We start from the raw sequence: 22461 nt of genomic DNA on the forward strand, positions 1-22461 counted from the left end.
GGCGTAGAGGGCCCGGGGCGGCCTCGTTTCCTGGCAGGGACGGCCGCCCCGGGATTTTCGAAGGAATGCAGGTCAGGAGCCGCAGCAGATGCACGTGGCATCGGAGTCGGCGTTGTAGGTGTCGCACTGGCCGCACCGCCAGGTGGCGGACCGGGCCAGGACGCAGAGCAGGAGGCGGAGCATGAGGAACCTCTCGGGCGGCAGGTCAGTGGGCTCGCGAGTCAGAGGCTGATGGCCCAGGCGAGCGCGTCGGCGCCCTCCTGGACGGTGATGTCGTCGCCCTTGAGGTAGGCGCCGTACATCGTGTTGGCCCTGCGGGCCACGTCGTCGGCGGTGGCGCGGGGACGGTCGCCATCCCACGCGCCCCAGGCGCACAGCTCGAACGCGGCGTGACGGGCCTTGGCCTGCCGGGCTTCGGCACGGCGCTTGGCACGCCGGCGGCTGTTGCGGATCTCGCGGTGTTCGGCGTCGAGATTGCTGTCGACGGAGGTCTTGAAGGTGTTGGCAGCGGTGCTCATGGCTGATCTCCTGGACTGGTCGAGGTGGTCAGGCGGCGCGCTGTTCTTCGGGGGATGCAGGTCAGGGACGGCTGGGGTTGTTCGGGTTCCGCCGGTCGTAGTCCGCCCAGAAGCCCTTGGAACGCTCGCGGGATTCGGTCTCCAGCTCGTCGAAGCGGTTCTGTTGCAGCACGGACTGTCGGACCGACGCCGCTTCCGCCTTCCGGTCGGCGCGGCTCATCCGGCGCGGAGGCTCCTGTGCGCCAGGGGTGTCGGACTTCGGGTACTTCGGGGTGAACAGGCCCATGACGGGTCCCTTCAGGTCTCGGGGTAGGCGCAGGGGACGCATGTGCCGAGCGAGGCCGGGATGACGTATCCGGCGTCGCGGCGGCATTCGGGGCAGGTGCGGCGGGCGGTGTTGGCCTTGGCCAGCGCGGCCGTCTTGGCCGCTGTCATCGGCCGGACCGGCTTGGCCCGGTCGACGCGGTACAGGAACGCGGTCAACGGGCCGCGCCGGAAGCGTGGGCGGAGCACCTGACCGGCGATGTCCTGGCCGCCGGGACGGAGCCCGAGGGCGCGGAGCTGGCGGCGGGTGGCGAGGCCGTCCGGGGCAAGGCGCCACGGGAAGGTGGGTATCCCGTGGACGGCCCCGGTCGGGTCGAAGCAGCGGGCAAAAGTCAGGCTCATCCGGCCACCGCCGCGACGGCGGTCACCTGATCGGCGCGCTCGGCCTTGAGGGTGTCGCGCAGGGTGCGGCCGTTGGCCGACGAGGTGCGGACCGCCTTGCGGATCGCCTCCGCTGTCAGCTCGACGTCCGGCCAGTCGGCGGTAGCCGACCGTGCCTCGCCGAGGAGTTCGTCCGGGGTGCGGGTTGGTCGGGGTGTGCGGGCCGACTCCGGTACCCGACCGGTCGCCCGACGCGGAGCGTGCTGTACGGCGGCGACGGCCAAGGCCGGGGCCGACTGCGGCAGCTCGACCGGCGCGGCGACCAGTACCCGGTCGGCCGACTCGACGGCGGGGAGTTCGGCCACCTCGGTCGGGGCTGCGGGGGTCGACTCATGCAGGTCAGACCCCAACCGATTTGCGGTGGAGTGATCCGATTCATCCGCGTTCACCAAATCGACCGGACGGGGCGACCGGTCGACCTCCAGCTCCACCGTCACGGCACCCACTCGCTCGCCCAGTCCGGGCGAGCGCTCCAGACCAGTCGAGGCGGTGGGAGCCGCGCCGAACATGGCGGCCAGGGCCGCGTCGGCACCGGTGGTGAGCTGGGCGCGCTGGACGGTGAGGAGCCGCTCGCCGAGCGCGAGATCACCGGCACCGACCTTCTGCGCGAGCTGCCAGGACTTCAGGTCCGACTTCCTGCGAACCTTCTCGTCGGGATGGTTCGCGGCCCGTGCCCGGTGGTAGGCGAGAGCCTGCACGACCTCGGCGGCCCGCCGCTCGGCTTCAGCGTCGCGGCCGTCGCGGTAGACGACGATCCGGCGGGCCAGGAACGCGGCGCCCTCCGCCGACGCGGTCATGCCGAGCGGGGTCAGGGCGTAGATGACCATCTCGCCCACCGTGGTGGCGGCCATCACCGACATCGCCGATGCCGCAGCAGGAAGAACCCACAGCCCCGCCCGGATCACCAGCGGCGCCGACTGCCCCAGCAAGGTCAGTCCGAGCAACACGACCGCCAAGACAGCGGTCGCACCCTCACCGGCCGCGACCGCACCCACCGCCGTCCCCGACCCGAACGAGGCCGTGATGTTGGTGTACGTACCGAACCCACCGGCGGCGCCCGTGGCAAGCATGGGTACGAACGCGGATCCCAGCACCACCCGCTGAACCCTGGTCAGCGGCTTACCCGTGACGCTCATGCCACACCTGCCGGAAACGGAGCGTTGGCCAGGCCGGTCAACGCCGCGATCTCCTCGCCGGTGAGCCTGGTGTTCTCGTTCATGGCGTGCGCCACGACGCGGATCTCGCGCCACAGGCGGCCGACCCGCCGACGGGCCATGCCCCTGACCTGCCCCCAGGATTTCCCACCCGCCGGAACACGGTCACAGCACAGGAGCAAGCCGTTCTCGGCGAGCACGTCGATGGCCTGCGCCCGGTCGTGCTCGGCAGCACAGGCCGCGGCCCGCTCCGGCGTCCACAGGCCGTGGACCATGAGGTACTGCACCTGGGCGAGCGTGCCGGCCGCGCACTGCGCGGCGAACTGCCACGGCATGCTCGGGCGGAACTCGTACGAGGTGAGCCCAGTGACGGTGTACTGACCTGGTCCTGAGGACCAGGCGATGACCTCGCTGGAGACCACGTGGACGCCGTAGGCCATTGCGACCACGGCGTGCCCGGCCTCGTGGAACGCCGAGCCGAGACGGGCCTGCTCGTAGTCGAGCTCCATCTCCACGGTCGCCCGGGGGTTGCCCCGGTGGTCGAGCAGCAGCTCCGGCGCGGGGACGGTGGCCATCATGCCGCCACCCCCTTGCCGCCCTTGCGGGCCGGACGGCGGCCAGCGGGCCGCCGGATCAGCGGGACGACGTTGAACAGCTCCGGCGCACTCGCCTCGACCACCTGGGCGACGACCCGGGACACGTCGTCCGGGAGGTCCGGGTTCTCGGCGAGGATGTCGCGGGCCGCGTCCAGGCGGGCCACGCGCTCCTCCGCGCTCTCACCCTCCACGCCGAGCCACAGCTCCAGCGGGGTACCGAGAGCCAGCTCGATGAACTCGTTGACGCTAACGGCCTCCTGGCCGCCGATGTACGTACGCATGTGGATCTCTCCTGACGAGCGAAGGGATCCGGGGCAGTCTCGGTCCGTGGTGAGAGGCGACCGCCCCGGGGTGGAGTTGCACACAGAGCCCCAGCACACGGGGCCCGCGCTCCGGCCAGGAGTCGAACCTGACCTACGACCATCGGAGCAACACGGAGGGCAAAGCCCTCCGATCACGCGATGCCGGATCCGCCGAGAAGACGGAGCCGGGCAGGCACCTGGCCCGACATGGGCGGTCGGGGTGGTGGCCTGCACCCATCACCACACCTGTGCATGTGGCTGGGTCGGCACGCTCTTCAGTTCTCAAGCAACGGACGCGGCCTTCGTACTCACCCCATGGGGCTTTCCTCCGGGCGTTCCATGAGGAACATGTATTACGTGTTCCTCATCTTGCAGAGAAGGATTCGCTTCGTCAAGCCCTTCGGCTTTTTGGGGTTCCGCGAGTCCCTCGCTCGATCTGCTTACAGATTGGCCCCAGGGCCGAAGACGATCGACCCCGCACATGTACGACTTGTGGACGACTTCGCTACGGTGAAGTCGCACCAAGTCGTCCCAGGGGGGAGAGCACGGCATGGCCAACGAACGACTGCGCGGCGCGATCATCGAGAGCGGCCTGACGCTCGATCAAGTCGGCGCGCGCCTAGGCGTATCAGCGAAGACGGTGGAGCGCTGGATCGGTGACCCAAAGCGCAAGCCCTACCGGCGCTTCCAGTACGCCGCCGCTTCACTGCTTCAGTGCGAGATGTCCTACCTCTGGCCGGAGGAACGGACATCTGCCGAGGTGACAGAGGCTGGGAACGCAGAGCTGATCAAGCTGTATCCGCACCGCTCCGTCGTACCGAACCGCTTGTGGCCGCAGCTCTACGCGAAGGCGAAGGAGCACTTCGACGTGCTCGTCTACTCCGGCTTCTGGCTGACCGAAGACTCCGCGTTTCACCAGGTCGTGAAGGAGAAGTCAGCGGCCGGCGTCTCCATCCGCTTCATGCTCGGCGAACCGGAGAGCCCGGCTGTCGCGGTGCGCGGTGCTGATGAGGGCATCGGATCCGCCATGGCCAGCAAGGTTCGGAACGCCCTCGTCAACTACGGGCCCCTCTTCGGGCTCCCCGGGGTCGAGTTCCGGCTCCACGCCACCACCCTCTACAACTCGATCTACCGGGCTGATGACGAGATGCTGGCCAACGGCCACCTGTACGGGGTCGGCGCGTACATGGCCCCGGTCCTGCACATCCAGCGGGTGCCAGGGGGTGAACTGTTCGATGCGTACGCTGAGAGCATCGAACGGGTCTGGGAAACGGCCAGGCCCATCGCATCACCCGCCGACTGCGGAGGTCCGCACGCATGAGCCGAATCGACTACTTCCGCGACCCCAACGCGCCGGCGGCCAACTCCGTGGTCCCCTCGGTGACGGCGGTCGTCCGTGACGATGCCGGACGGCTGCTCATCATCCACAAGACCGACAACGACCTGTGGGCGCTCCCCGGGGGCGGCCACGACATCGGCGAGAGCATCGGCGACACGGTCGTGCGGGAGGTGGAGGAGGAAACGGGGATCACGGTCGAGATCGACGGCATCTCGGGGCTCTACACCGACCCTCAGCACGTGCTCGCCTACGACGACGGCGAGGTGCGACAGCAGTTCTCGATCTGCTTCCGCGCCCACCCGATCGGCGGTTCACTTCGGACGAGCAGCGAGTCGAAAGAGGTCCGCTGGATGGATCCGGCGGACCTCGACGACCTGGACATCCACCCGTCCATGAGGCTGCGCATCCAGCACGGCCTGGACGATTCGCGGTCTGAGCCCTACATCGGCTGATCTCCGGCGGCCACCTTGGCCATGCGGGACTCCACCCGCTCCGCGGCTGCATGGATCTCCGGTGCCGCCCGCTGGATGAAGCGACCGACGATCGTGTCCGGGCCGTACCGCTCCACGATCTCGGCCAGCCGTCGCGCCGGCGTGGTGTGGAGCCCGTCCGGCGTAGTCGTCATGTCGCAGAACAGCAGCGCGTCCACGAGGTCGGGGCGCTCCAGCTCGAATTCGCTCTCCAGCTCCTGCCGGAGCCCTCGCTCCTCGGCCTCCAGGAGGGCACAGGAGTGATGGGCCACGAGGCGGACAACCCGATCGTCCGCACCCTCCTGGTCACGGAGGAACCGGGCCCCGTCCAGCGGGTGGAAACCGGTGGTGGCGAGGCTCGGCGAGTAGCCGATGTCATGGAGCACCGCGGCTGCTTCCAGCAGCTCCGCATCGGCACTGAGGATCGGGCCGAGGGAGCGGGCTCGCTCGGCGACCCCGAGCGAGTGCACCCATCGGCGCGGCAGCGGATCAGACAGCAGCGATTCGGAGAGCGAGTACGCCCACGTAGTCAGTCCCATGACGGCCAAGGCTACGGCCGGCCGGTCTGAGTGGGGAGGGCGCGTACGGTGCGCCCCTTGCCGTGGACAGTGTCGAGCAAGCCTGTTCCCTCCATCTGGGCAATGGCACGGCGCACGGCCGTGCGGGAGACGTCGAAGCGCTCGCAGAGCTTGGCCTCGGACGGGTAGACGTCACCGATCGCCAGCGAATCCTCTGCGATCACGTCAGTCATCCGCTCCACGAGGGATCGCCGGTCGCCACCCCGTGCAACACTCCAGCCCTTGCCTGGCGCGGACTGAAGCACCCCCTCGGCTTCGAGGACCTTCAGCGCGCGGCGGATCGTATTGCGGGAGACCCCGTGCAGGCTGACGAGATCAGCCTCAGACGGCAGCGCGTCAACGATCTCGCCCTCTTCGATTCCCCTGCGCAGTGCCTCCGAAATACCCAGGTAGGTTCCGCGCGGACTGGCCTCCGACACGTGGGCTCCTCTCGCTCTCACCGTTGCTCGCTGCCAAGGGTGCCACGAGGCTCGGCACCCGGCCGGGGGGTGTTCCTCCCACGGCATTCGTTGTCCTGGTCTTTGTCCAGTACGCCGCCGGTCGCCACCGTTCAGCGTCGTACAGGGCCCCCGGCTCACATGCCGCGTGTACCCTCCTGAACGGCTCCGGACGGGCGTGCGCACAGTTGGAAAGCGTGTTGGGGGCAACCCCTCACGAGTTCGAATCTCGTATCCTCCGCCATTGCTCTCACCGGGCAATACGTTGAAGAGCCCCACCGCTTGCGGTGGGGCTCTTCGCGTTCCGTGGTCTCACTTCCAGTCTCAGTTATTTGCCGCACAACCGGATGATCCGCCACATTCTGGCTTCGATGGCCTATCCCTCACACTCCCAAGGGTTCAGCAGGAGTGCGCCTGATCGCGCCAGATGCTTGATGTTGCGGCTCACCAGCGTCCAGCCGTTCGCCAGCGCGGTGGCAGCGATCAGCGCATCGGGTGGATCGATGCTGGTCCCGGCACTCTTGAGCCTCCGGTGAAGGGCGAGGTAGGCGAGTGCCTCCTGCTCTCCAAATGGCGGCGATCCGGTCGCGGTACTGATCACGGACATCTGCGAGCGCCCGCTCGAAAGCGGTACGCCGCACCAGATCCGGCGTCCCCTGGATGCCCGCCTCGATCTCCGCGATCGTGATGACGCTCAGATGGAGGGCAGGAGCTGGAACAGACCGAGCCCAGGCGACGACGGCCGGGGCAGGCTTCGGCCGGGTGGTGATCTCGGCGACCACATTGGTGTCGAGCAGATAGATCACTCGCCATCCGCCTCGTCGTCGTAGGGCCGCTGCCCGAACTCCAGCCCCTCGAACGGGGCCGCCGTAAGCCGTTCAAGGAACCCGTCACTGCCCAGGGTCGCCCAGCGGTGAAGCATCTCGGGCAAGGCATCGATGTCGGTGTCGGCGAGCTCGGCATCGAAATGCCCAAGCTGAAGCTCGGGCAGAGACTCCCGGATCTCCCGGATCGTCCGTAGCGGATGAGTCTCCTCGGGTCTGCGCGGCGGGAGCGGCAGATTCGGGGCAGTGCTCATGATCGGCTCCTCCGCGCTGTGGTCCAGGGGCTCATGCCTGCAGACCACCCTAGGCCGGGTGGCCCCGGAGAGGTCCGAAAACGACCCGAATCCCAGCTTTGACGGGACCATCCGGCGAATCGCCGTCGGCTGCGTCCGGCCGCGACACCCACGGCACACCGAGAGTGGCTGCACGTCGCTGCGGTCAGCGCCGCCGCCGCGGCAACTGCCGTTGCCGCATGGAGCTTGATCATTGCCCTCAGCTGCACTGACCAGTAGTTTCGTGCTGCTCAAGGGGCTGGGTCGGCGCGGGCGTCGGCCTGCGGGTTCTGTGCGTATCGGGGGGCGGGAATGGAAGGCGCCGACACGGCCGGAGTCGCCCGGGGGGTCACGGTGGAGCGGCTCGAAGATCACCGGGGCGAGCTGACCGGCTACTGCTACCGGATGCTCGGGTCGGTGTTCGAAGCGGAGGATGCCGTACAGGAGACGATGATCCGGGCCTGGCGGAACTCCGACCGGTTCGAGGGACGTTCGTCGCTGCGCTCGTGGGTCTACCGCATCGCCACCAACGTCTGCCTGGACGCGCTGGCCGCCGGGAAGCGGCGGGCCCGCCCCATGGATCTGTGCGGCCCCACCAGTGGCGCCACCGAACCGGGTGCTCCGCTGGAAGCCGGCCTCTGGGTCGAGCCCTGCCCCGGCGACCCCGCGGACCTCGCCGTGGGCGACGAGTCGGTCCACCTCGCCTTCATCGCCGCGCTGCAGCACCTGCCGCCCCGCCAGCGGGCGACGCTGATCCTCCGCGAGGTCCTCGGCTTCTCGGCCGTGGAGGTGGCCGACCTCCACGGCTCCACCGTGGCCTCGGCCAACAGCGCGCTCCAGCGGGCCCGGGCCACGCTCGCCGCCCGGCGCGCCGAGACCGGCGACCTGGCCGCCCCGCCGTCCGATGCCGTCCAGCGGGCCCTGGCCGAGCGGTACGCCGCGGCCTTCTCCCGCTTCGACATGGAAGAGCTGAACATGCTGCTCCACATCGACGCCACGATGTGCCTGCCCCCGTACGCCCTATGGATGCGCGGAGCCCGCGACATCCAGGCCTGGCTGACCGGACCCGCCGTCGGCTGCCGCGGCTCCCGGCTGATCCCCACCGTGGCGAACGGCTCCCCCGCCTTCGGCCAGTACCGGCCCGGCGCCGACGGCACGGGGTTCGATCCCTGGGCGCTCCAGGTCCTCGACGTCCGCGCCGACCGGGTCACCGGCATCAGCTTCTTCCGCGACACCGAGCGGCTGTTCCCGCTGTTCGGGCTGCCCGCCCGCGTGGACGGATAGGGATCATCTGGTGGCGAGGCGTGCAGTCACCGCGGTGAGCCCGGCGAGGCCCAGACCGGCTCCCGCGGTGAAGGCCAGGACGGTGACCGAGGAGCCCGCGAAGCCCGCGAGGACACCGACCGGGACGAGGCGGCAGACCACGGCCTCGGCGCGGTCCGACCGGGCGGCGAAGTAGCGGGCCAGGACCAGGAACGCGGCGCACAGCGCGAGGTAGCCGAGCGAACCGGCGACCATGTGGACGGCGCCGTGGGCGGACATCGAGGTCACCCGCCCCTCGGGGGCGCCGACTGGGAACCCGGCCCCGGGGTCGGCCTTGAACACCCCGCTGACCAGGAACGACACCCCGAACACGCCAACCAGCAGCGGCGCCCAGGTACCACCCGGGCCGCCGCGCATCACCCTGCTCAGCCCGAGCGCGACGCCGATCACCAGGACGCCGGTGACAAGGAAGGCGGTCACCTGGATCCAGCCCGGGTCGCCGAGGCTGAGCTGGCTGAGGGCGTTGCGGGTGAAGTCGAAGCCGTCCCGGGTGAAGCCCTGGACCACGCCCAGGCCCAGGAACAGCGGACCGGCCGCAGCCCCGCCGGCCAACAGCCACCGCGCCTTCTGACCAGGCAGGGCCGCAGGGCGAGCAGTGATCGGGGCGCTGATCGTTTGGGTCATGGAGTGCCTTCCCTCGTTCCGGGGGTCCGCTCGTGGGTCCTGTGCCCCGAAGCGCCGCGGAGTTGTCAGCTGTATGACCGGAGGGAAAGACTGGAGTAATCGAGCAGCCGATAGTGTCCTGGGTCACATCCGATCTTGCGGAACGACACGCCCTCATGGATCGAGGCGCCGAGAGCACGCAGGGCCCCGGCCTAGAAGGCGTGATCCGACACCCCGGCCTCAGTTCCGGCCTCATTCCCGGCTGTCCTGCGATCCGGGGCCCGGTGCGGTGATGATGGACGGGTGGAGGTACCGGTGGCCGAGTCGTCGGGTCCGCAGGAGGCCCGTTGCCCGATGTGCGGACGGCATGACGATGCCTACGGCGTGTCGGCGGAGTTCTACGACATCCTGCACCGGGCGGCGTACCAGCGGCACGCGGCGGCGCTGGCCGCGCCCGCCGCCGAGGCCAAGGTCGGGATCGTGGAACTCGGCGCCGGCACCGGCCTGGTCACCGAGGTGCTCGCGCGCGCCTCGTCGGTACCGGTGCACGCGGTGGAGCCGGCGACAGCGATGCGCTCGGTGCTGCTCTCCCGGCTGGCGGCAGCCGACAGGTCGGTCGCCGACCGGGTGACCGTCCACGCTTGCCCGGCTCAGGGGATCGCGTCCGAACTCGAAGGGCAGGCGGACCTCGCGGTGTGTCTCCGGGTGATCGCCTGCCTGTCTCCCCCCGAACGCCCTGCGGTGTGGCGGGCACTGGCCGCCTGGCTGGTACCCGACGGCCTGCTGTTCCTCGACCGCCCACCGGCCCGGCTGCCGGACGGCCCGCGACGCCGACTGCTGGGCGAGGCGCGGGTCGGATCCGACACCTACGCCGGCTGGCTCACCGAATGCCCCGACGGGCGACGGATCCGGTACGCCTACTCGTACCGGGTGCACCGGCAGGGCCGGGTGGTGCGCCGGGCGGAGGAGACCTTCCACCTGTGGCCGATGACCTCGCGTGCGCTGGAGGAGGAGCTGGCGGACGCGGGCTTCCGGCTGGAGGGCACGGCCTCGCCGGAAGCGGACGTCCTGCGCGCCACCCGGCTGGCCTCACGGACGCGATCCTTGCCGTGCGGACCGGCACGAGGTGCGGGGCAACGGAAGCTGTGACTGCATGGAAGGGAAGCGCGGCCGAGACGGCGGGAGCAATGGCATGAGCGGATTGAGCAGAGCCCTGCTGACCGAGGATGAGATCGCGGAAGACCTGTCCCTGCTGCCGCTCTGGGCGCGCGAGGGCCACACGATCGTCCGTACCGTCGAGCTGGCCTCCTTCCCGGAAGCGATCCAGACCGTGGTGAAGATCGCCGAGATCGCCGAGGAGATGGACCACCACCCCGACATCGACATCCGCTGGCGAACCCTGCACTTCTCGCTCATGACCTACAGCGAAGGCGGACTGACCAGACTCGACTTCGCGCTGGCGGCACGCATCGACGGAGTGCTTTCAGCCGCCACCAGTGCCTGAGCGGCGGCTACGCGGAGGCCCGGTACGCCCCGCAGGAATGCCGCGATGCCGCCTTGGATCAGACGGTCGACCTCCTCCGCCAACGGGCGTGTGGTCTCGATCCTGGTCTCGTTCACCGTCGTACAGCGGCGTTCAGGAAACCTGCTCGTCCGGCTTCCGGTGCATGTCAGGACGGTTACGGCCCCCACCGGACGGCGGTACGAACATTTGGAAAGCGTGTTGGGGGCAACCCCTCACGAGTTCGAATCTCGTATCCTCCGCCATTGCTCTCACCGGGCAATACGTCGAAGAGCCCCACCGCCTGCGGTGGGGCTCTTTGCGTTGCCCCGTCAGGCAGGGACCGCGACCGGGATCGCGTCAGAGGGCTCGCTAGCGTGGCGGCATGGATGCGGCACAGGAGTTTGAGGACCATCGATCGCGGCTGTTCTCGCTGGCGTACCGGATGCTCGGCTCGGCGGCCGAGGCCGAGGACGCCGTGCAGGACGCGTACCTGCGCTGGCACGGGGCCCGGCCCGGGCAAGTGGTCGCGCCGGGGCCGTGGCTGGCCAAGGTGGTCACCAACCTGTGCCTGAACCGGCTCACCTCCGCCCGGGTGCAGCGCGAGGAGTACTTCGGGCCCTGGATCCCCGAGCCGGTGGGGACCGGCGCCGGGGCGCTGGGGCCGATGGAGACGGCCGAGCAGCGGGACTCGGTGTCGTTCGCCGTGCTGACGATGATGGAGCGGCTGTCGGCCCCCGAGCGGGCCTGCGTGGTGCTGCGCGACGCCTTCGACTACAGCCACCGGGACATCGCGGGCGTACTCGACTGCTCGGAGGCGAACGCGCGCCAGCTCTACCGACGGGCCAAGCAGCACCTGGCCGACGGCCGGCCGCGGTTCACCACCTCGCGGGAGCAGGACGACGAACTGCTCGCCCGGTTCCTGGCCGCCGCGTCCGAGGGCGCGATGGACGGGCTGGAACAGCTCCTCTCCGAGCAGGTCGTCGTCTGGTCGGACGGCGGTGGCAAGGCGAGCGCGGCGAGCCGGCCGGTGGCCGGGCGGGACAAGGCGGCCCGATTCCTCGTCGGTCTCTTCTCCCGGTGGGTCAACGGCGTGGAGATCGGCTTCGCCGAGGCGAACGGCGTTCCGGCGGTGGTCAGCTGGGCGGACGGCGAGCTGACCGCGTTCGGGGCGCTGGAGCTCGGCGAGGGCGGGATCACCGGCGTCAGGCTCGTCCTGAACCCGGACAAACTGGCCTTCCTCGCAACTCAGCTCCGAGAGCTGTCACAGAACGGCTGACCCGTCGGTTCTTCATCGGTGACGGCGCGATCGACGAGGGATTCGGAAGGCTGGGACTGATGGAGAACGACACGATCATGGTGACCGGAGCGACGGGCACGCTCGGCCGCGAGGTGCTGGAACGGGTCCGCCGCACCGGCCGCCCGGTCCGCGCGCTCACGCGCCGCACCGCGCTGCCCGACGACGCCGGCGTGGACTGGTACACCGGCGACCTGACCACGGGCGCCGGGCTCGACGAGGCACTCGCGGGCGTCGTCACGGTCATCCACTGCGCGAGCGACATCCGGCACTTCAAGAACGACGTCCCGGGCTTCCGGCACCTGCTGGAAGCCGGGAAGCGGGCCGGCGTCGAGCACGTCGTCAACATCTCGATCGTCGGCGTCGACCGGATCCCCTACCCGTACTACCAGGTCAAGCTGGAGGGCGAGGAGCTGCTCGCCGCCTCGGGGACGGGCTGGACCAACCTGCGGGCCACCCAGTTCCCCGCGCTGCTCGACCTCGCCTTCGGGGCCCTGTCCAAGCTCCCGGTCGTCCTCGTACCGTCCGGCACCGACTGCCAGCCGGTCGACGTGGGCGAGGTCGCGGACCGGCTGGTCGAGCTGGCCCTCGGCGACCCGGCCGGCCGGGTGCCCGACTTCGCCGGCCCGACCGTGTACCCGGCCGCCGCTCTCGCCAGGGACTGGCTGCGCGCCGCCGGCAAGCGCCGCGCCGTCCTTCCCGTCCACGTCCCCGGCAGGATCGGGGCCGCCTGGCGCGCCGGCCACCTGACCGCACCGGGCCAGGCGCTCGGCCGGCGCACCTGGGAGCAGTACCTCGCCGAGCGGGCCTCCCGCTGACCCCGCGGCCGGCCGGACGGATGGGCGGATGCGGCGGCCCGCTGGACGTGCGGGCGGGCATACCGGCACATACCGTTTCTCGAGACGACACGGCCCGGGACGGTGCAGGAGGTCGCGCGGGCGGGAAGGCGGCGGGAAGCGGGTGAGTGCGGGTGGCGTGGATGGACTGGCTCAGGACGGAGATCTTCCAGCCCTATCCCGAGCTGCTGATCTTCCTGACCATCGCCGTCGGCTTCCTGCTCGGCCGCCTCCGGTACAAGTCCATCGCCCTCGGCGCCGTCACCGGCTGCCTCGTCGCCGGGCTGGTCATCGGCTCCCAGGCGAAGGTCGAGATCGACGGTCCCATCAAGTCCGTCTTCTTCCTGATGTTCCTCTTCGCCCTCGGCTACGACGTCGGCCCGCAGTTCTTCCGCGCCCTGCGCAAGGACGGCCTCCCCCAGGTGGTCCTCGCCCTCATCGTCTGCGTCACCGGACTCGCCTCCGCCTGGGCCTTCGCCACCCTCGCCGGTTACGGGCCCGGCCTGTCCGCCGGTCTGCTCGGCGGTGGCCTCACCCAGTCCGCCGTCATCGGCGTCGGCTCCGACGCCATCTCCCACCTGCCCGGCGTCAGTGCGGCCGAGGCGCGGGACCAGTCCCATCTGATCGCCGTCGCCTACGCGGTCACGTACCCCCTCGGTACGGTCCTGCCCGCGCTGCTCCTCGCCGGATTCCTGCCCCGCCTCCTCCACCGGGACCTCGCGGCCGAGAGCGCCGTGCTCGCCGCCGACCTGGAGGCCGCGGAGGACGACCCCGACGCCGGGGAGGGCTACTACAAGCACGTGCTGCGCGCGTACGCCGTCGACGTGGCGGCCTTCGCCGGGCGCACGATCGGGGACTTCGAGGCGGAGCAGAAGGCCGCCGGGCGGCGGCTCTACATCACCCGGCTGCGCCGCGGCGGGGAGATCCTGGAGCACACCACGGACACCCGCGTCGAGATCGGGGACGTCCTGGCCGTCAGCGCGGTCCGCGGCGACCTGGTCGCGTACGACGCGCGCACGCACATCGGGATGGAGACGGACGACTTCGAGCTGCTCGCCTACCGCACCGAGTCCCTGCACGTGGTCATCACCGACCGGAACCTCAGCGGGCGCACCATCCGCACCCTGCGCCACGAGGAGTTCATGCCGGGCGTCTTCGTCGACGAGCACTGGAGGGCCGGCGCCGACCTGCGGGTCCGCCTCGACAGCACGGTGGAGCGGGGCGACACCCTGGTCCTGACGGGGCCGCGCAGCCGGGTGGAGGCGGCCGCGGCGGAGCTGGGCAAGCCGGTGCCCACCAGCTTCGCGACGGACATGGTGTGGATCGCGCTCGGGCTCTTCCTCGGCGGCTGCCTCGGCATCCCGGCGCTGCACGCGGCCGGGGCGCCGCTGTCGCTGTCCACCTCCACCGGGGCGTTGCTGATGGGGCTGGTCTTCGGCTGGATCCGGAGCAAGTACCCCACGTACGGGAACCTGCCGTCGGCGGCGCAGTGGCTGATGGGCACGCTCGGCCTGTGCGTGTTCGTCACGGTCGTCGGCCTCAACGCCGGCCCGAGCTTCGTCCCGGGCCTGCGCGAAGCCGGCTGGCCGCTGCTGCTCTGGGGGGCCGCCGTGACGACCGTGCCGCTGCTGGCCGGATTCGCCTACGGGCACTTCGTGCAGCGGCTCCCCCTCCCGATCCTGCTCGGCGCACTGGCCGGAGCCCAGACCACGACGGCCGCCCTCGGCGCCCTGACGGAACGCGCCCGGAGCCAGATCCCGGCGCTGGGCACGACGGTCCCGTACGCCTTGGGCAACGTACTGCTGACGATGTGGGGGTCGGTGATCGTGCTGCTGCGGCGGTAGCCGACCTCCCGCAGGCATTCCCGGGAGATACCTTCACAGATATAATCGGCATCCGAGTTGATATCAACGGAGGTGCCTGATGAGTAGAACCGTGATCGATCTCGACGATGAGCTGCTCGCCGACGTCGCCCAAGCACTCGGGACCAGCACCAAGCGGGAGACCGTCAACACCGCGCTGCGCGAGGTGCTGGAGATCCGACGTCGGGCCCTGGCACTGACACGGCTCCGTGCGGCTGCCGCCGACGGCGCCTTCGACTTGGACCTTCTTGACGACAAGGGGAACTACCGGCGGTGAGCGCTGCCCAATTCCTCATCGACACGAGCGCGTTGGCCCGGCTCATGCGGGGCGACGCGGAACAGTACGGCTGGGACCAAGCGGCGGCGGCCGGGCTCATCGCCACCTGCCCGATCACCGAGCTGGAGTTCTTCTACAGCGCCCGGTCAGCCGAAGACCGGATCCGGGGGATCGAAGACATGCGCCTGCTGTTCGGCTGGGTGCCGGTCGACGACCGAGCCTATGACCGAGCCTGGCACGTGCAGGAGCTGCTGACCCGGCGAGGGCAGCACCGTAGCGCCGGAGCCGTGGACCTCGTCGTCGCGGCGACCGCCGAACTGCAAGGACTGACCCTCCTGCACCGCGACCGCGACTTCGAGTGCATCGCTGCCGTCACGGGCCAGGCCCTCCAGTGGTACGGCCCGGCGGCCGACAAGTAGGGCCGGCGAAGCGCCGGCGAAGCGCTGGCGAACCGCCTGAACGGAACGGATCCCGGCGAAAGAGACGGCCTAGCCGTGGGGGATCAGGGCCACCGGGCTGTGGGCGTGGTGGGCCACCGCGTGGTCCGTCGGGCCCATGCCGTGGAGGGGGCGGTGATGCCGGCGGCCCACGACCAGGAGGTCGGCCTCGGCGGACTCGTCGAGCAGGAGCTGCGCCGGCTCGCCCGGGCGGGTCACGCACTCGGTCGGCACCTGCGGGTAGCGCGCGCCGGCCGCGGCCACCGCCGCTTCGAGCGGCTCCGGGTCCGCCGGGTCCGCGTGCACCGCGTGCACGGCGCGCAGCGGGAGCTTGTGGGTGGCCGCCCAGGCGTACGCGAAGTCGAGTACGGCGGCGTGGTCCCCCGCCGGGTCCACCCCCACGATGACCCCGCGTCCGTGCGGCGCACGCTCGGCGGGCTCCCGTACGAGGACGACGGGGACCTCGGCGCGCCCCGCGACGTGCAGCGCCGTGGAGCCGAGCAGCGGGATGACGTGGCGGTCCTCGCCGCTCGCGCCGAGCACGATCAGCCCGGCGTTGGCCTGGGCGGCGGCCCGCGGGATCTCGTTGCCGGGACCGCCCTCGGCGGTGGCCGCCTCGACGGTCAGGCCCTGGTGGGTGGTGCGGAGTTCCTCGACCAGGGCCGTCAGCGCGGTCCTCGCCACGTGCTCGCTCTCGCCGAGCACGGGCTGGAACTCCACGGAGATCGGCTGGATGGTCGGCCAGGCCTGGCCTACGTGGAGCACCCGGAGCGGCGCCCCGGCCGCCAGGGCCTCACGGGCGCCCCACCGGGCGGCGGCGAGGCTCCGGACGGACCCGTCGAACCCGACGAGGACGGGGAGGGCGGGCGGGGTGGGCGGGGCGGTCTGGTCGGACGGGACGGACATCGGCGGCACCCTTCTTTCACATGCCGCGGCCAATTCCTGGTCGCTCCTACGACGCTACGCCAACTGGGCCTTTTACCCCCTTTGCGGCTTTCGCTCCTCTACCGAGAACCCCGGGAGAGCCTTGCCGAGAAGCCTTGCGGAGACAGGCCCTAGGCTGCGGGCGTGCCCTCGTACTCGATCGGGCAGGCCGCAGGCCTGCTGGGCGTGAGCCCCGAGACCGTCCGCCGCTGGGCCGACGGGGGGCGCCTGCCCGCACTCCGGTCGCCCGACGGGGCACGGACGGTCGACGGGGTCGCCCTCGCCGCCTTCGCCAAGGACCGGGCCGCCGGTCTGCATCCGGTGCCGGAGACGGCCGTCGCCACCTCCGTGCGCAACTCCTTCGCGGGGATCGTCACCGGCGTCCTGCTCGACGAGGTCGCGGCCCGGGTCGAGGTCCAGTCGGGCCCGTACCGCCTCGTCTCCGTGGTGACCCGGGAGTCGGTCGAGGAGCTCGGCATCGCGGTCGGGGTCACGGTGACGGCCCGGGTGAAGTCCACCGACGTCCACATCGACCTGGCCTTTTAGCTCCTCGGCGCCGAGGGCGGGGCGCGACGCCCTAGCAGCGCAGCGCCGCGTACAGGTCCAGCTTGTGGTCGAGGCGCGAGAGGTCGCGGCCGGTCAGGGACTCCACCCGCTCGATCCGGTAGTGGACCGTGTTCACGTGCAGGTGCAGCGCCTCCGCCGTACGCGTCCACGAGCAGTTGTTCGCGAGGAACACCTCCAGGGTCTCCCGCAGCATCCCGTCCCCGAGCGGGCCCAGGATCCGCGCCCCGAACACCCCGCGCACCTCCGGCGGGACCCCCGAGAGCAGTTCGGTCAGGGTGTCCAGCCGTTCGACCCCGCGGACCGGGACCACCGCGTCGGCCGCCGTCAGCGCGAAGCGCGCCTGGCACAGTGACGCGCGCAGCCCGTCGGCCGAAGCCGTCCGCGCACCCACGCCGAGCCGCAGATCGGCCCCCGGGGCGGCGCACGCCTGGAGCAGCGGCCATACGGCGCGCAGCCGGTCGGTGAGATCGGCGGTGTCGGCCAAGGCAGCGGAGTCGGCCCCGTCCGTGCCCTCGTACAGCACCGCCCCGCCCGATCCCGCCGCCCAGCGGACCCCCTCCAGGTGCCCCAGCGCCTCCGCGAGGGCGTCCCCGTCGGTCGCCGACACCACCCGGTACGGGCCCCCCGCGGGCAGTCCGGCCGTCTGGAGCGCGGCGCCGAGGAGGTCCGGTTCCGCCTCGGCCGCCACCAGGGCGAGCAGGTCCCGTCCGGCGGCCCGGCGCGCGGCCACCCGGCGGGCCCGGCCGTCGCGGTACTGCGCGAACACCCCGGCGATCTCGTGGAGCACCCGCGGCGGCGCCGCGTCCGCGTCCGGGACGTGCAGCAGCCAGGCGTCGTACGGGGAGCCCTCGGCCTCGACGCCCAGCGAGACCCCGCCCTTCGCGGCGGAGGCGGCCCGCTGCGCCGGGATCGCGGGCGCGGACGGGGTACGGGCCACCGTGCGGCCGCTCGCGGTCAGCAGGTAGCAGGGCAGCCGGCCCAGGTGCGCGCACGCCCGGTCCAGCAGCTCCGCCGGCCCGGCCCCGCCCTCCAGGAGCCGGCTGAGCTCGCTGCGCACGTTCTCGGGGAGCGCGAAGTGCCGGGTCGGGCGCCGGCTGAGGTCGCCCCACTGGCGCAGGTACACCGCCTCGGTGACGGCCCGGAAGCTGGTCTGCGCGGGCACCGCCACCAGCGGCATCCGGTGGGCCCGGCAGGCGGCGACCAGCTCCTCGGGCACCCTTCCGTGCGTCTCCTCGCCGGCCAGCAGCGCCCGCGCTCCCGCGTCGGCCAGGGCGGCGACGAACCGGTCGGTCCTGGCGGCGGCCGACGCCCCCGGACGCCACCACACGAGGCCGCTGAGCACGAGCTCTCCGGGGCCCAGGAACCGGCCCGGGTCCTCCAGGTCGGTGGCGGTCACCCCGCTGACCTCCTGGCCGAGAAGGGACTGCTCGCCCCAGAGCAGGGTGAGGCCGAGATTGTCGGACTGGAGCAGGTCGAGGACGTGCATGGCGGGGACTCCTTGCGGCGGGTGGCAGCCCACAATCGCGAGGCGAATATGAGGATTGCCATGGTAAATGCAAGGGCAACTCTTCGAACAGCCTCTTGGATGATTCACCAGGGAGGCCCCGTCGGCCCTGGCGTTTTTCCGTGCCGGGGACCAGTCGTCCTCGCCCCCGGCGCGTTGTTTCACTGACGGGACGACGGAAAACGGCGGAAATCGACGAGCCGCCGACGAGCCGGAGACGAGACACCGGCAAGACGACGACGGAGACGACGGAAAGGATGGCGGGAAATGGACCTCAACACGGTGCTCGACGTACGCGACGCACGCCGCCGCGAACCCTGGCGTCCGGGTGACGCCTGGCTCGGCGGCGGCACGTACCTCTTCTCCGAGCCCCAGCCCCACATACGCCGCCTCGTCGACCTCTCCCGGATGGGCTGGCCGCCCCTGTCCTGGCAGCCCGACGGCTCCCTCGACATCGCCGCCACCTGCACCATCACCGAGCTGTCCCGCTTCGGCCGGACCCTGCCCACCACGGCCGCACCGCTCTTCGAACAGTGCTGCCGCGCCTTCCTCGCCAGCTTCAAGATCTGGAACATGGCGACCGTCGGCGGCAACCTCTGCAACGGCCTCCCCGCCGGCCCGATGATCTCCCTCACCGCCGCCCTCGACGGCACCGTCCTCCTCCAGGGCCAGGACGGCGCCACCCGCCGCCTGCCCGTCACCGACTTCATCCGCGGAGCCGGCGTCAAGGACCTGCGCGACGGCGAGCTGCTGCGCTCGGTACGACTGCCCGCCCGCGCACTGGACTCCCGTACGGCCTTCCGGCAGGCCTCCCTCTACGGCCTCGGCCGCTCCGGCGCCGTCGTCATCGGCGCCCACGACCCCCGGGACGGCTCCCTCGCCGTCACGGTCTCGGCCGCCACCACCCGCCCCTTCCGCCTCTGGTTCGCGCTGCCGCCCACGGCGGCCGAGCTGCGCCGGGCGATCGACGACACCGTCCGGCCCGGCGAGTGGTACGACGACATCCACGGACTGCCCGCCTGGCGACGGCACATGGGCCTGCGCCTCGCCGAGGAGGTCCGCCGAGAACTGACGGGCGCAGACGCTCCGGAGGAACCGCGATGAGCAGCAGCAAGAGCAGTAGCAGCAGCTACGAGATCGACATCAACAAGCGGCGTTTCACCGAGGAGCCCCGCTCCGGCCAGTGCCTGCGCACCTACCTCCGCGAGCGCGGCTGGTTCGGCGTGAAGAAGGGCTGCGACCAGGGCGACTGCGGCGCCTGCACGGTCCACGTCGACGGGCAGCCCGTCCACAGCTGCCTCTACCCGGCCGTCCGCGCCGAGGGCCGCTCCGTCACCACCGTCGAGGGACTGTGCTCGCCCGGCGGCGAACTCCACCCCGCCCAGCAGCAGTTCCTCGAAGCCCAGGGATTCCAGTGCGGCTTCTGCACCGCCGGGTTCCTGATGACCACCTCCGCCCTCCAGGCCGAGCGCGGCACCGCCCACGACGACGGCAAGCTCGACGACCTGCCCCGCGCCTTCAAGGGCAACATCTGCCGCTGTACGGGATACCGCGCCATCGAGGACGCCGTACGCGGCGTGAAGCACGTCGAAACCCCGGAGGCGGGGCAGGCCGTCGGAAAGTCCCTCGGTGCGCCGGCCGGCCCGCAGGTGGTCACCGGCACCGCCCGCTACACCTTCGACATCGACGTCCCCGGGCTGCTCCACATGAAGCTGCTGCGCTCCCCGCACCCGCACGCCCGCATCGTCGCCATCGACACCACCGACGCCCTCCAAGTTCCGGGTGTCCACGCGGTCTTCACCCACCACGACGCCCCTGACCGGCTGTACTCCTCGGCCCGGCACGAGCATCCCACCGAGGACCCGATGGACACCCGGGTCCTGGACGACGTGGTCCGCTTCGTCGGCCAGCGCGTGGCCGCGGTCGTCGCCGACTCCGAGCAGGCCGCCGAGGAGGGCTGCCGCCGCGTGGTGGTCACGTACGAGGAACTGCCGTACGTCATCGACCCGGAGGAGGCGATGCTGCCCGGCGCGCCCGTCATCCACCCCAAGGGACTCGAGTCGGGGATCTTCCGCGCCGAGAACAACGTGTGCGGCGAGGTCCACCACACCCTCGGCGACATGGAGAAGGGGTACGCCGAGGCCGACGTCGTCCACGAGGAGACGTATCTGACCCAGCGCGTGCAGCACGCCAGCCTCGAAACCCACGGCAGCGTCGCGTACTTCGAGCCCAAGGAGGACGGCTCCCCGGGCGAGCGCATCACCGTCCGCTCCTCCACCCAGGCGCCGTTCCTGACCCGGCGTGCGCTGTGCGCCCTCTACGACCTGGGCGAGGACGAGGTCCGCGTCGTCGCGGGCCGCGTGGGCGGCGGGTTCGGCGGCAAGCAGGAGATGCTCACCGAGGACATCGTGGTCCTCGCCGCCCTGAAACTGCGGCGGCCGGTGAAACTCGAATTCACCCGGGCCGAGCAGTTCTACGGGGCGACCACCCGCCACCCCTTCAAGATCACCATCAAGATCGGCGCCAAGGCCGACGGCACCCTCACCGCGCTCCGCATCCGGGTCGTCTCGAACACCGGCGCCTACGGGAACCACGGCCCGGCGGTGATGTTCCACAGCGTCGGCGAGTCCTTCGCGGTCTACAAGGCCCCGAACAAGGAAGTGGAGGCGTACTCCGTCTACACCAACGGCGTCCCCGCCGGCGCCTTCCGCGGCTACGGCCTGGGCCAGGTCCTCTTCGCCCTCGAATCGGTGATGGACGAGCTCGCCGTACGGCTCGGCATGGACCCGCTCGCCCTGCGCGAGAAGAACGTCATAGGCCCCGGCGACCACATGGTGACCCCGATCGGCCACGAGGAGGACCTCTTCATCGCCTCCTACGGCATGAAGCAGTGCATGGACGTCGTCCGCAAGGCCATCGCCGAGGACCGCAGCCACGAGGACGTCCCCGAGGGCTGGCTCACCGGGACCGGCACGGCCGTCGCGATGATCGCGACCGGCCCCCCGGGCGGCCACTACGCCGACGCGCGCGTCTCGCTCCTGCGCGACGGCACGTACGACATCGCCGTGGGCACGGCCGAGTTCGGCAACGGCACCACCACCGTCCACAAGCAGATCACCGCCGGAGCCCTGAACACCACGGTCGACCGGATCACGGTCCGCCAGTCCGACACCGACGTGGTCCGGCACGACACCGGCGCCTTCGGCTCGGCCGGCACGGTCGTGGCGGGCAAGGCGGTCATGCTGGCCGCCGACTCCCTCGCCGAGCGCCTCAAGACCTTCGCCGCCCGCCACACCGGCGTGGCCCGGCACCTGTGCAAGCTGTCCGCCGAAGCCTTCGACTGCGCGGGCCGCGTCGTCACCCTCAAGGAGCTGTACGAGGCCGCGTACGACAAGGGCAGGCTGGAGGAGATCGCGGCCGACGGCCACTGGGGCGGCTCCCCGCGCTCGGTGGCCTTCAACGCCCAGTGGTTCCGGATCGCCGTCGACCCGCAGACCGGCGAGATGAAGATCCTGCGCAGCGTCCACGCGGCCGACGCGGGCAAGGTCATGAACCCGATGCAGTGCCGCGGCCAGGTCGAGGGCGGCGTGGCCCAGGCCCTCGGCGCCACCCTCTTCGAGACCGTACGGGTGGACGAGCGCGGCGAGGTCACCACGGCGGCCTTCCGCCGCTATCGGCTCCCGCAATACGCCGATGTCCCGCGTACGGAGGTCCACTTCATGGAAACCTCCGACGCGATCGGCCCGCTCGGCGCCAAGTCGATGTCCGAGAGCCCCTTCAACCCGGTGGCCCCCGCCTTCACCAACGCGCTGCGCGACGCGACGGGAATCCGCTTCACGGAGCTGCCGGTGACGCGGGACGTGGTCTGGCAGAGGATTCACGAGGTGGGTGGCCTCGCGTAAACGGCCAGGTCAGCGGCCTGTCCGGCGCGGCGTCGCGACCTGCCGACCGGAACCCGGAATCCCAGGTTGCGGTGGGTCCGCGGAAATGGATAGTGCGTGCGATGAAAGGGCGTCACCGGGTCGTGGCGGACCGGGATCCGGTGACCCACGACCCTTCTTTTGTTTTAAAGAACCTAGGGAAAGAAACACCCGCCAAACCCCTCCTACCTCCCGCGGCGGCCGCGTCACTCACA

26 protein-coding genes are annotated in these 22461 nt (G+C 71.1%); 13 read left to right on the forward strand and 13 right to left on the reverse strand.

Features of this window, described 5'->3' with window-relative positions; genetic code table 11:
- Window positions 1-221 precede the first annotated feature (221 nt).
- From ACODT5_RS36980 to ACODT5_RS37005, 6 genes are all read right to left on the reverse strand, one after another.
- The gene (locus ACODT5_RS36980) at window positions 222-518 is read right to left on the reverse strand and encodes a hypothetical protein (protein ID WP_422523406.1); all 297 of its coding nucleotides are present in this window, start codon (window positions 516-518) and stop codon (window positions 222-224) included.
- A gap of 61 nt (window positions 519-579) precedes the next feature.
- The gene (locus ACODT5_RS36985; RefSeq protein ID WP_422523407.1) at window positions 580-804 is read right to left on the reverse strand and encodes a hypothetical protein; all 225 of its coding nucleotides are present in this window, start codon (window positions 802-804) and stop codon (window positions 580-582) included.
- Between the two features lie 11 nt (window positions 805-815).
- Entirely contained in the window at window positions 816-1184 is a 369-nt protein-coding gene (locus tag ACODT5_RS36990) for an RRQRL motif-containing zinc-binding protein (RefSeq protein WP_422523408.1), read from the reverse strand.
- Complete coding sequence (locus ACODT5_RS36995; protein WP_422523409.1) at window positions 1181-2359, reverse strand: conjugal transfer protein; 1179 nt, start codon at window positions 2357-2359, stop codon at window positions 1181-1183. Before ACODT5_RS36995 ends, ACODT5_RS36990 begins: the two co-directional genes overlap by 4 nt.
- Entirely contained in the window at window positions 2356-2955 is a 600-nt protein-coding gene (locus ACODT5_RS37000; protein ID WP_422523410.1) for a hypothetical protein, read from the reverse strand. The genes ACODT5_RS36995 and ACODT5_RS37000 overlap by 4 nt, the downstream gene beginning before the upstream one ends.
- A complete protein-coding gene (locus ACODT5_RS37005; protein ID WP_422523411.1) occupies window positions 2952-3254 on the reverse strand; it encodes a hypothetical protein in 303 nt (100 codons plus the stop codon). Before ACODT5_RS37005 ends, ACODT5_RS37000 begins: the two co-directional genes overlap by 4 nt.
- 571 nt (window positions 3255-3825) lie before the next feature.
- On the opposite strand from ACODT5_RS37005, the gene ACODT5_RS37010 reads away from it, so the two are divergent.
- Together ACODT5_RS37010 and ACODT5_RS37015 are read left to right on the forward strand one after the other, a co-directional pair.
- Entirely contained in the window at window positions 3826-4596 is a 771-nt protein-coding gene (locus ACODT5_RS37010) for a helix-turn-helix domain-containing protein (RefSeq protein ID WP_422523412.1), read from the forward strand.
- Complete coding sequence (locus tag ACODT5_RS37015) at window positions 4593-5066, forward strand: NUDIX hydrolase (protein ID WP_422523413.1); 474 nt, start codon at window positions 4593-4595, stop codon at window positions 5064-5066. Before ACODT5_RS37010 ends, ACODT5_RS37015 begins: the two co-directional genes overlap by 4 nt.
- Here the strand turns inward: ACODT5_RS37015 and ACODT5_RS37020 are convergent.
- The 4 genes from ACODT5_RS37020 to ACODT5_RS37035 all read right to left on the reverse strand — a co-directional run bounded on the left by ACODT5_RS37020 (window position 5054) and on the right by ACODT5_RS37035 (window position 7177).
- Window positions 5054-5623, reverse strand: a complete 570-nt coding sequence (locus ACODT5_RS37020; protein ID WP_422523414.1) for an HD domain-containing protein — start codon at window positions 5621-5623, stop codon at window positions 5054-5056. The genes ACODT5_RS37015 and ACODT5_RS37020 overlap by 13 nt on opposite strands.
- Before the next feature lie 11 nt (window positions 5624-5634).
- Window positions 5635-6081, reverse strand: coding sequence for a GntR family transcriptional regulator (locus ACODT5_RS37025; RefSeq protein WP_422523415.1), 447 nt, complete (start codon window positions 6079-6081; stop codon window positions 5635-5637).
- A 394-nt stretch (window positions 6082-6475) separates the two neighbouring features.
- A complete protein-coding gene (locus tag ACODT5_RS37030; protein ID WP_422523416.1) occupies window positions 6476-6700 on the reverse strand; it encodes a type II toxin-antitoxin system VapC family toxin in 225 nt (74 codons plus the stop codon).
- 201 nt (window positions 6701-6901) lie between these two features.
- On the reverse strand, window positions 6902-7177 hold the full coding sequence (locus ACODT5_RS37035) for a hypothetical protein (RefSeq protein WP_422523417.1): 276 nt from the start codon (window positions 7175-7177) through the stop codon (window positions 6902-6904).
- Between the two features lie 330 nt (window positions 7178-7507).
- On the opposite strand from ACODT5_RS37035, the gene ACODT5_RS37040 reads away from it, so the two are divergent.
- The gene (locus ACODT5_RS37040; RefSeq protein WP_422523418.1) at window positions 7508-8479 is read left to right on the forward strand and encodes a sigma-70 family RNA polymerase sigma factor; all 972 of its coding nucleotides are present in this window, start codon (window positions 7508-7510) and stop codon (window positions 8477-8479) included.
- A 3-nt stretch (window positions 8480-8482) separates the two neighbouring features.
- On the opposite strand, the gene ACODT5_RS37045 is transcribed toward ACODT5_RS37040, so the two are convergent.
- The gene (locus tag ACODT5_RS37045; protein WP_422523419.1) at window positions 8483-9142 is read right to left on the reverse strand and encodes a DUF998 domain-containing protein; all 660 of its coding nucleotides are present in this window, start codon (window positions 9140-9142) and stop codon (window positions 8483-8485) included.
- Window positions 9143-9475: 333 nt separating this feature from the next.
- On the opposite strand from ACODT5_RS37045, the gene ACODT5_RS37050 reads away from it, so the two are divergent.
- From ACODT5_RS37050 to ACODT5_RS37080, 7 genes are all read left to right on the forward strand, one after another.
- A complete protein-coding gene (locus tag ACODT5_RS37050; protein WP_422523420.1) occupies window positions 9476-10270 on the forward strand; it encodes a class I SAM-dependent methyltransferase in 795 nt (264 codons plus the stop codon).
- A 43-nt stretch (window positions 10271-10313) separates the two neighbouring features.
- On the forward strand, window positions 10314-10625 hold the full coding sequence (locus ACODT5_RS37055; protein WP_422523421.1) for a 4a-hydroxytetrahydrobiopterin dehydratase: 312 nt from the start codon (window positions 10314-10316) through the stop codon (window positions 10623-10625).
- Between the two features lie 382 nt (window positions 10626-11007).
- Window positions 11008-11901 (forward strand): RNA polymerase sigma-70 factor, encoded by an 894-nt coding sequence (locus tag ACODT5_RS37060; RefSeq protein WP_422523422.1) that lies wholly within the window; start codon window positions 11008-11010, stop codon window positions 11899-11901.
- A 59-nt stretch (window positions 11902-11960) separates the two neighbouring features.
- Window positions 11961-12737, forward strand: a complete 777-nt coding sequence (locus ACODT5_RS37065) for an SDR family oxidoreductase (protein ID WP_422523423.1) — start codon at window positions 11961-11963, stop codon at window positions 12735-12737.
- Window positions 12738-12898: 161 nt separating this feature from the next.
- Window positions 12899-14599, forward strand: coding sequence for an aspartate:alanine exchanger family transporter (locus ACODT5_RS37070; RefSeq protein ID WP_422523424.1), 1701 nt, complete (start codon window positions 12899-12901; stop codon window positions 14597-14599).
- Between the two features lie 79 nt (window positions 14600-14678).
- Window positions 14679-14894 (forward strand): type II toxin-antitoxin system VapB family antitoxin, encoded by a 216-nt coding sequence (locus ACODT5_RS37075; RefSeq protein WP_422523425.1) that lies wholly within the window; start codon window positions 14679-14681, stop codon window positions 14892-14894.
- A complete protein-coding gene (locus ACODT5_RS37080) occupies window positions 14891-15313 on the forward strand; it encodes a PIN domain nuclease (RefSeq protein ID WP_422523426.1) in 423 nt (140 codons plus the stop codon). The genes ACODT5_RS37075 and ACODT5_RS37080 overlap by 4 nt, the downstream gene beginning before the upstream one ends.
- A gap of 69 nt (window positions 15314-15382) precedes the next feature.
- Here ACODT5_RS37080 and ACODT5_RS37085 read toward each other — a convergent pair whose 3' ends face one another.
- Window positions 15383-16237 (reverse strand): universal stress protein, encoded by an 855-nt coding sequence (locus ACODT5_RS37085; RefSeq protein ID WP_422523427.1) that lies wholly within the window; start codon window positions 16235-16237, stop codon window positions 15383-15385.
- A gap of 162 nt (window positions 16238-16399) precedes the next feature.
- Between ACODT5_RS37085 and ACODT5_RS37090 the strand changes: the two genes are divergently transcribed.
- Window positions 16400-16801, forward strand: a complete 402-nt coding sequence (locus ACODT5_RS37090; RefSeq protein WP_422523428.1) for a TOBE domain-containing protein — start codon at window positions 16400-16402, stop codon at window positions 16799-16801.
- Window positions 16802-16832: 31 nt separating this feature from the next.
- Here the strand turns inward: ACODT5_RS37090 and ACODT5_RS37095 are convergent, their stop codons facing one another.
- Window positions 16833-18308 (reverse strand): helix-turn-helix domain-containing protein, encoded by a 1476-nt coding sequence (locus ACODT5_RS37095; RefSeq protein WP_422523429.1) that lies wholly within the window; start codon window positions 18306-18308, stop codon window positions 16833-16835.
- A 285-nt stretch (window positions 18309-18593) separates the two neighbouring features.
- Here ACODT5_RS37095 and ACODT5_RS37100 point away from each other — a divergent pair, with 285 nt between their 5' ends.
- Together ACODT5_RS37100 and ACODT5_RS37105 are read left to right on the forward strand one after the other, a co-directional pair.
- A complete protein-coding gene (locus ACODT5_RS37100) occupies window positions 18594-19430 on the forward strand; it encodes an FAD binding domain-containing protein (protein ID WP_422523430.1) in 837 nt (278 codons plus the stop codon).
- A complete protein-coding gene (locus ACODT5_RS37105; protein WP_422523431.1) occupies window positions 19427-22228 on the forward strand; it encodes a molybdopterin-dependent oxidoreductase in 2802 nt (933 codons plus the stop codon). Before ACODT5_RS37100 ends, ACODT5_RS37105 begins: the two co-directional genes overlap by 4 nt.
- Window positions 22229-22461: the final 233 nt, after the last annotated feature.

Source organism: Streptomyces tatrensis (assembly GCF_049310065.1).
In the GTDB taxonomy this organism is placed as follows: Bacteria; Actinomycetota; Actinomycetes; order Streptomycetales; family Streptomycetaceae; genus Streptomyces.